Below are 6,638 nucleotides of genomic sequence, written 5' to 3' on the forward strand. Positions count from 1 at the left end.
AGTCGGCGGGCAGCCCCGCGAGGTACCCGCCGGCGCTCTCGGCGAGCCCGACGGCCCCTTCCCAGTTGCGCTCGCGGGCGTGATAGACCGCGCCGCTGTACTGAATGAGTCCGTGAAGCAGGCGTTCGTCGTCGCTGCCGGCCTCGAGTTCGAGCCAGCGGTCCTCCCAGGCGTCGTGAGCGGCGTGATAGTGGCCACTGTTGAAGATGGCGACGCCCGCCCGAAGCCGATCGCGCATAGCCGTCCTTGGGGCTCGAGACTCGAGAACGTGACGAAAACGGTGACCGCCGGATATCCTGCCGGCAACGGCGACCGGGTCACACCGGGAGGGGGGACGCCACGTCGCCGGGGTACCGACAGCACACTACCGCCTCCGGCAGGGCGGGACAGACAACTGTTGACTGGGGGGAATCCAGGGCGTGTCGACGCCCTAACCGGTTACTATCCGCCACCGGTCCGGCGGTACTTGACGTGAGGGCGAGCATACATATTAGTATGGGATGGCTTCCCACAGTATAGAGAGCCACCACCGATCCGTAAGAAGTCCTTACCGTCGCTCGAGGGGAGAGATGCGTCCGAAGCTGGCAGCGGACTAACTCGTGTCTCGCCAGCAAAAACGCCGCAGGCGTTTCGAGGCCGTCTCGACGATCCACCGCGCTCGCCGCTCCGAACCGAACGTCTCACGAACTCAGACCTCGCTATCCTCGAACGAGAACGTCCCAGTTGGACCTTTTTCCGCTCGCTCACGTTGTTCGCTCGCGCAAAAATCTCCACCAAAAAACGCCATCGAAACATCGAAGCCGTCTCGACGATCCACCGCGCTCGCCGCTCCGAACCGAACGACCCGCGAACTCAGACCTCGCTATCCTCGAACGTGAACGTCCCGTTTCGTTGAATCACGTCACCGTCGACCTCAAGGCGGGAGTCCTCGCTAACGTCCGTGATGAGATCGACGTGGACCGCCGAGTCGTTGCCGGACTCGCCGTCGGGGAGACAGGCGTCGTAGGCCCGGCCGAGCGCCAGATGGACGGTATCACCCATCTTCTCGTCGAAGAGGATATTGTCCGTGTAGCGGTCGATACCTCGGTTCATTCCGATTCCGAGTTCGCCCAGCCGGCGCGCTCCGTCGTCCGTCTCGATGATCTCGCCGATCACGTCCCCACCCTGCTCGGCGTCGTAATCGACGACCTCGCCCTCGGCGAACTCGAGGCGGACGCCCCGGACGGACTCCCCCCGTATCGTCATCGGGACGTCTAAGGTCACCTCGCCCTCGGTCGCGGAGGGTGCAGTGAAGACCTCGCCGCTGGGCAGGTTGTGCGAGTCGTAGGCGACCGACGCGGCGCTGTTGACCGCCGTCCGGCCCTCGATCCGCATCGTCAGGTCGGTCCCCCTCGAGACGAGTCGTACCTCGCTCCCCTCGTCGAGCAACGCTTTCAACTGGGCCATCTCCTCGGCCAGCGACTCCCAGTCGCGGAGGATCGCGTCGTACGCGAACTCTTGGTACTCCTCGTACGCCATGTTGGCCTGCTGGGCGAGCGAGCGCGTCGGGTGGACCGTCGACACCCAGCGGGTTCCCAGTCGGCGATCGCGAATCTCGCTTCTGGCCTCGTTGTACGCTCGCCGCCGGTCGCCGGTAACGTCGGCCGTCGCACTCGTATTCCGCCCGCCGCCGAGCGAGAGATAGACGTCGGCGTTCTCGACCAGCGCGAGTTCGTGAGCCGGATTCGCGTCGAAATCGCCGTCGTGGGCCCGGAGATAGGCCCGCGTGATTTCGCCCGAGCCGTAGGTCGCGAGCAGGTTCGCGCCCCGCTCGCCGAGTGTTTCGGCGACGGCGACCGCCAGCTCGTGCGCGTCCGGCCCCACCGACAGAACGACGTCGTCGCTCGCTTCGACGCGAGCGCTCCAGTCGACCAGCACCTCGGCGTGTTCGCGTACGCGTTCGTCCATGATCGTTCCTCTCGAGCGGGATCCTATAGTAGCCACTGATGCGGTCTACTGTACCGATGTACCGGCGCAACCGCAGGACGGTTCGCGGTTGCTCCGGGAATGATTTACAACAGTCCGTCTGAGACGAGTGCGATACCGATCGCTACCCGTCGCGCGATCGGCCCGGACGGATTCTGACGAGGAGAAATCAGGCGGCGTGCGCCTCCTCGGCGGTGAGCCCCTCGCGCGAGCGCACGAGCGAGACGATAGCGTAGACGATCGGCGTGTCGAGGAGGGCGATCGCGAGTTTCAACAGGTACTGGCCGACCATCAACGAGAGGATGACGTCAGTCGGGAGAACGACACCGACGCCGAGGGCGGCAGGTGCGACGGCGAACGCGACCGAGACGAAGATGACGGTATCGATCGCCTGGCTGCTCGCCGTCGACGCGATGTTGCGGAGCCAGAGTTTCTCGGAGCCGGTGTAGTCCCGAATCCGGTGAAAGACGATCACGTCCCAGTTCTGACTCACGAGATAGGCCAACAGGCTCCCGAGGACCACGTTCGTCGACGCACCGAGTGCCGTCTCGAACGCAGCGGGATCGACGCTCGAGGGGGCGGCCGGCGCGGCGATCGTCGACCAGACGAGCGCGAGGACGACGAAGTTCAGGACGAACCCCACGTTGACGACGATCTGGGCCGCGCGGCGGCCGTACAGTTCGGTGTAACAGTCGCTCGCGAGGAACGTCAGCGCGTACGCGAGGGCCGCCCCGGGCAACGCGAGCTGTGCCCCCGTCACCGGGAGCGCGACCGGGAGTTCGAACGCGAGTACCTTCGACGCGGTCAACTGCGCGGTGACGAGTGCGGTCACGAAGAGACCGATCAGCGCGACCTGCGCGATCGTCGGCGCTCCTCGGGCCTCTGTCCGGTTCATACCGCGGCATACCCATCGGAACCACCTAAACGATACTATTCCGGTGCACCTCGAGGGTGACTACAGTCCGCAAAGGATATTCCCACCAGGCAGTCGTCGACCGTGAGCGAGTCCCGGAATCGTCCCTTGAATCGTCTCCGGAATCGTCCTCGAGTCGATCACAGCCGTCCGTCGAGCCGCGGCCGGTTCTGGACGGACGGTCGGTCGAATTCGAGCGTGAACGGCGAAATCGGTGGCTTCTCGTCCGCTTCCCGCTGGGAGGAATCGTCCACCCCTCCCTCGAGCCGGCTCGTGTTCCGTCTCGTGGGGGTCACCGATTCGCTATCGCCGGCGCCAATACCTCTGAGATATAGAAAAACCGACTTCGATGTTTTCACCGCTACAGTCCGATGACCGTCGGGTTCACGACAAAATTATTTTTGTTTCGACAGTATATCCGTAACACAACTGTTATACGTGTCCCGGGCTTCGATTGAATTGCAATGGCGAAAGGAAACGTTGATTTCTTCAACGACACAGGCGGCTACGGTTTCATTGAGACGGACGACGCAGACGATGACGTTTTCTTCCACATGGAAGACGTTGGCGGTCCGGACCTCGAAGAAGGCACAGACATCGAATTCGATATCGAACAGGCCCCCAAGGGCCCCCGCGCCACCAACGTCACCCGCCTGTAAAATGGCTTTTCACGTTCGGTAACGGGTTTCACATTCGATTATCATTCTTCAACACATGACACGATAGCCAGCGACGGCTTCGTGACATCGATACTAGACAATCGAGTCATCCGTACTGACAGTGTCGAACCGCGACAACCAGTCAACTCGATGAGTGTTATTTCGTTTGAGCGACCGTGAGCGGTCTGTTTCGTTTTGCGTAACTTTCATGAAATCCGTTATAAGTCTCTAGACGGGCTCTCTGTACGGCTCCGTAACCGGATTTAGCATGTTCTTACGAAATGAAACGCGAGATATTAGTCTGACTGACTTTGTTAGCTTCGGTGAACGTATACGGAACGGTTGATACGAAATCGATAACAAATAGCCGGGCGCCCGTTCGTTCACTCGAGTACAAAATGGACGATTTGACAGGGTTTCAACGAGACCTTCTGTACGTGATCGCAGGGGCTGATCAGCCCTCCGGCCAGGACGTGAAAGACGAAGTCGAGTCATACTACAACAGCGAGATCAATCACGGCCGGTTGTATCCAAATCTCGACACACTGGTCAACAAAGACCTTGTCGAGAAGGGGGAGCTCGATCGACGAACCAACTACTACGAGATCAGTGACCGCGGCCGACAGACGATCGAGCAGCGCCGGGAGTGGGAACAACAGTATATCGACGACTAGTTCGACACCCACCAGTCCTGCACTCTCCGCCCCGGTAGCCGGGCGACACGCACCGACGGGAACGTCCGATATCGGCTGATAGCAGGTGCTATAGGCGACACTCACGGAAATCGATCCGGTGTGACCGAGCAGGTGACGGCAGAACCCGCTCGGACACCGTCATCAGCGGGTACCTGTCGGCAGAAACGGTCCCGTTTCACCACTCGATAGAGACAGTATCCGCGGTTTTCGTTCCGGCAGCTGTCTCCGCCCTTCGTTCTACCACTACTGACAGGGCGGGGCTGAGACGGTCGGCTGGAAGTCCGTCCTGAAGCACCCTCGATACGATATGGACTTACACCGAAACCAGTTGCAACCGACCGTCTGCCTCCTCGATGACCGCGAACCGAATCCCCTCGAGTTGCAATCACGAGCCCCAATCGCTCGTTCAACTCGACTCGATCGACCGTTCTGGGCCCGTCAGCCACAGAGGGTCCCTCGAGTTCGCCTCCTCGCCTCACGTCTACCCCGAAACCCAGAACTACTTACGTCGGGAGAGCCGTTAATTCACTAACCGAAATAGGCGCTGTCCCTGGCACGGTCGGGACTGAGCCTTCGATTCGAGCCACCGCGGACGTTATCGAAGCCGGCTCACGTCGCAGGACGCCGTTCCCCGCAGCCATTCCGGCTGCACGACTGTCCACGGGACTGCTATGATCGGCCCTACCAACAATGGAAATTGAAATTGCGACAATTGGCGGTTACGAGGAAGTCGGGCGACAGATGACGGCGGTCCGCGCCGGTGACGACATCGTGATCTTCGACATGGGACTGAACCTGTCGAAGGTTCTCATTCACGACAACATCCGAACCGAAGGAATGCACAGCCTCGACCTGATCGACATGGGAGCCATCCCGGACGACCGGATCATGAGCGACCTCGAGGGAGACGTCAAAGCGATCGTCCCCACCCACGGCCACCTCGACCACATCGGTGCGATCAGCAAACTCGCACACCGGTACGACGCACCCATCGTCGCGACGCCGTTCACGCTCGAACTCGTCAAAGGCGAACTCGAGGAGGAAGGGAAGTTCAACACCGAGAACGAACTCGTCAAAATGGACGCCGGCGAGACGATGTCGATCGGCGACTCCGGGGCAGTCGAACTGGAGTTCGTCAACGTCACCCACTCGATCGTCCAGGCGATCAACCCCGTTCTCCACACGCCCGAAGGCGCAGTCGTCTACGGGCTCGACAAACGGATGGACCACACGCCCGTCATCGGCGACCCGATCGACATGGAGCGCTTCCGCGAGATCGGCCGCGAGGGCGAGGGCGTCCTCTGTTACATCGAAGACTGTACCAACGCGAACAAAAAGGGACGAACACCCTCCGAGAACGTCGCGCGCGAACACCTCCGGGACGTCCTCTACAGCATGGAGGACTACGACGGCGGCATCGTCGCCACCACCTTCTCGAGCCACATCGCCCGCGTGAAATCCCTCATCGAATTCGCTCGAGATATTGATCGCACGCCGATCCTCCTCGGCCGTTCGATGGAGACGTACTCCGGGACCGCGAAACAGATCGGGATCGACTTCCCCTCTGACGTCGAGATGGTCGGCTACCGCCAGTCCATCGAGCAGACGTTCGAACGCATCATGAACGAAGGCAAGGAGAACTTCCTACCCGTCGTCACCGGCCACCAAGGTGAGCCTCGAGCGACGCTCACGCGAATGGGGCGCGGCGAAACGCCGTACGAACTGGAGGACGGCGACAAAGTCGTCTTCTCCGCTCGAGTGATTCCGGAGCCGACGAACGAAGGCCAGCGCTACCAGGCCGAAAAGCTACTCCGCATGCAAGGTGCACGCATCTACGACGAGGTCCACGTCTCGGGTCACCTCTGTCAGGAGGGTCACTACGAGATGCTCGATGCGCTGCAGCCCGAGCACGTCATTCCGGCCCACCAGAACATGAGCGGCTTCTCAGGATATGTCGACCTCGCCTCCAATCGCGGATACAAGCTCGGACGCGATCTCCACGTTACCTCGAACGGAAACGTCATCCAGCTGGTCTAAGCGACCGCTGCTGCGGCTATTTTCTTTTTGCAGGTTTTGAATAGCGAGCAACGGCGTCATCGTGCTTAAATGAAGCAAAAAACCCACACAGCAGTTGCTGTGTGGGTATTAGTATGAATAGGAGCGGCGAATCGGATCTCCCAGAGGCTCGCGCACTCCAGTACTCACCGAAACGTAGGCGAGCTTATCTTCCGTGTTCGGGATGGGTACGGGAGGTACCTCGCCACTGTGGCCGCTGTAATGCCGATCGGCGGAATCGAACCGCCGTCAGACCACGATCGGTCGCTCGACCGGATTGGTCGATATGAGTGGAGGCGGCGAAACGAGTTTCCCAGAGGCTCGCGCACTCCAGTACTCACCGTAACGCTG

At 60.9% G+C, this 6,638-nt stretch carries 6 protein-coding genes and 1 rRNA gene; 3 read left to right on the plus strand and 4 right to left on the minus strand.

Annotated features, from left to right (window positions below):
- The 3 genes from PGX04_RS17475 to PGX04_RS17485 form a co-directional block, all read right to left on the minus strand.
- Positions 1-238 (minus strand): DUF309 domain-containing protein (locus PGX04_RS17475; RefSeq protein WP_273739688.1); only part of this gene is annotated, 238 nt, incomplete at its 3' end.
- 614 nt (positions 239-852) lie between these two features.
- On the minus strand, positions 853-1,947 hold the full coding sequence (locus PGX04_RS17480; protein ID WP_273739689.1) for an aminopeptidase: 1,095 nt from the start codon (positions 1,945-1,947) through the stop codon (positions 853-855).
- Between the two features lie 187 nt (positions 1,948-2,134).
- A complete protein-coding gene (locus tag PGX04_RS17485; RefSeq protein ID WP_273739690.1) occupies positions 2,135-2,860 on the minus strand; it encodes a queuosine precursor transporter in 726 nt (241 codons plus the stop codon).
- A gap of 482 nt (positions 2,861-3,342) precedes the next feature.
- Between PGX04_RS17485 and PGX04_RS17490 the strand changes: the two genes are divergently transcribed.
- The 3 genes from PGX04_RS17490 (at position 3,343) to PGX04_RS17500 (ending at position 6,269) form a co-directional block, all read left to right on the plus strand.
- On the plus strand, positions 3,343-3,537 hold the full coding sequence (locus PGX04_RS17490) for a cold-shock protein (protein WP_006187181.1): 195 nt from the start codon (positions 3,343-3,345) through the stop codon (positions 3,535-3,537).
- 398 nt (positions 3,538-3,935) lie between these two features.
- Positions 3,936-4,211, plus strand: coding sequence for a helix-turn-helix transcriptional regulator (locus PGX04_RS17495; RefSeq protein WP_273739691.1), 276 nt, complete (start codon positions 3,936-3,938; stop codon positions 4,209-4,211).
- 711 nt (positions 4,212-4,922) lie between these two features.
- Entirely contained in the window at positions 4,923-6,269 is a 1,347-nt protein-coding gene (locus tag PGX04_RS17500; RefSeq protein ID WP_273739692.1) for a ribonuclease J, read from the plus strand.
- 118 nt (positions 6,270-6,387) lie between these two features.
- On the opposite strand, the gene rrf is transcribed toward PGX04_RS17500, so the two are convergent.
- Positions 6,388-6,509 (minus strand): 5S ribosomal RNA (rrf, locus tag PGX04_RS17505).
- Positions 6,510-6,638 lie beyond the last annotated feature (129 nt).

The sequence above is a fragment of the Natrinema soli genome (assembly GCF_028618695.1).

Bases quoted from the DNA above. Each gene is read 5' to 3' on its own strand.
- PGX04_RS17485 (WP_273739690.1), bottom strand. From the start codon at position 2,860: ATGAACCGGACAGAGGCCCGAGGAGCGCCGACGATCGCGCAGGTCGCG.
- PGX04_RS17495 (WP_273739691.1), top strand. From the start codon at position 3,936: ATGGACGATTTGACAGGGTTTCAACGAGACCTTCTGTACGTGATCGCA.
- PGX04_RS17490 (WP_006187181.1), top strand. From the start codon at position 3,343: ATGGCGAAAGGAAACGTTGATTTCTTCAACGACACAGGCGGCTACGGT.
- PGX04_RS17500 (WP_273739692.1), top strand. From the start codon at position 4,923: ATGGAAATTGAAATTGCGACAATTGGCGGTTACGAGGAAGTCGGGCGA.
- PGX04_RS17480 (WP_273739689.1), bottom strand. From the start codon at position 1,947: ATGGACGAACGCGTACGCGAACACGCCGAGGTGCTGGTCGACTGGAGC.